Below are 1,589 nucleotides of genomic sequence, written 5' to 3' on the forward strand. Positions count from 1 at the left end.
TTTGATGAGTTGCAAAAAGACAGAAGATATATTGATGAATGGCATGATTATTGCCCCAAAGAAATAGAGCATAAGTTATACTCATATTTATCTGAAAAGTTGTCTTTACCGCTACGTATCGGCCCTGATGCATTCGCGGATTTCTTTTGGTTTCTGCGATTTAAGGAATGGAAATACTATAGCGAGGAAGAATGGGAGCAATATAAAGATAAAGACGAGTGGGAAAGCTATAGCGAATATATCGAGGAAAAAGAGGAAAACTCAGGATATGGTTTAAAAAATAAGCAAGGCGCTCGAGACAATTTAAAGTTAATTTTCTTAAATTTTAATGCATTTAAGAAAAAATACAGCGATTTGGCTAGGCAGTTGCTAGACGTGATAAAATTTACGCTCTCGGAGACTGCCAAATACCCAGATCACGATGACTTGCTTGATATTCAAATAGAAATTAGAAGCTAGAAGATTATGAAGCGGCTACGAGAAATAAATTTAAGAAAAGTGGCGAATGAGATACAACGATTTGATATTTTTAAATTTATTCCGTAATTACAAAGATGAATTTGCCGAAGTCGGTCGGCGCGACTTTATAATTTATTTGGAAGAACTGGTTAAGGCTGGAGAATATGGTATAGCGCTGGAAGATTTTTTAGTTCAAATGTATGAATATGATATAAAAATTTCTTCTAACGACTTAACAATTATAAAAAATTTATGCGAAGGCGTGAATATAGGTAGTAATCTATGGTCGGTTCTAAGCATTAGAGCGGCGGGCGATTAAAAAATATACTTGAAAGGGGTTCATTGTGATAGAGGAATATATAAAAATAATAGAGGATTTTTTGCAAAACAGAATCGACGTATTTGAATTTGAAAAGATATATTGGGATAAATTTATGAATGATAAAAATTTTCCCGATGAATATTATGAGCCGCTTAATAGACTTCTTACCGATATCGATGAATTTGAACCAGACGAAGAGTTGAGGGGTGATGATACGGTAGGCGATTCATTAAGCGAAGAGGATTTAAGGAAGTGCGCGAAAAAGGCTTTAAAACAAATTGCACTTTTAAAATATTAGTTCCTACAAAAATAAAAATATATTACGATATAATGCGGGCAAACCCACATCCCAATAAAAGGAAACCCAAATGCAAATTAATGGAAAAGAGATATTTGAAAAAGGTCGTCTCGTGTTTAATTTAAGCCGAATGGCTTCTTTGGAATATCAGGATAAGTATCTAGTACATGCCACGGCTAAATATTATGAAGATCCATCGGAAATGGCGGAACTACTATGCGATGAATGCTGGAGATCCCTTGACGAAAAATTTAGATTCTGCTTCTTGCCCTATGAAAGAGAGATCCTAAAAGAGCTTGCAGAGCTTATTTATAAATACTTTAAAGATCAAAGCCTGCTAGAAGGAGATACCTACGAATATTTGGTTTATCACAATAAATCATGGATAGAGGTCAGAGAGCTAGCCTTAAAGACCTTACATATTTTCGGATATGATTTGGACAACTTTGATCTGTATTAAGCTCACGAAGCTAGCACTTAAATAAAAAGGAAACCCAAATGCAAATTAAC

Annotated in this window: 4 protein-coding genes; all 4 read left to right on the plus strand. The window is 34.5% G+C overall.

The annotated features are described in order from the left end of the window. A partial coding sequence (locus tag Q0095_RS04290) for a hypothetical protein (protein WP_297881683.1) occupies window positions 1–459 on the plus strand: 459 nt, incomplete at its 5' end. Between the two features lie 46 nt (window positions 460–505). Next, window positions 506–778, plus strand: coding sequence for a hypothetical protein (locus Q0095_RS04295; RefSeq protein ID WP_297881685.1), 273 nt, complete (start codon window positions 506–508; stop codon window positions 776–778). A gap of 25 nt (window positions 779–803) precedes the next feature. After that, entirely contained in the window at window positions 804–1,079 is a 276-nt protein-coding gene (locus Q0095_RS04300) for a colicin immunity domain-containing protein (RefSeq protein WP_297881687.1), read from the plus strand. A gap of 202 nt (window positions 1,080–1,281) precedes the next feature. Next, window positions 1,282–1,539 (plus strand): hypothetical protein, encoded by a 258-nt coding sequence (locus Q0095_RS04305; protein WP_297881689.1) that lies wholly within the window; start codon window positions 1,282–1,284, stop codon window positions 1,537–1,539. Window positions 1,540–1,589: the final 50 nt, after the last annotated feature.

The organism is uncultured Campylobacter sp., from assembly GCF_938045535.1.
GTDB lineage: Bacteria > Campylobacterota > Campylobacteria > Campylobacterales > Campylobacteraceae > Campylobacter_B.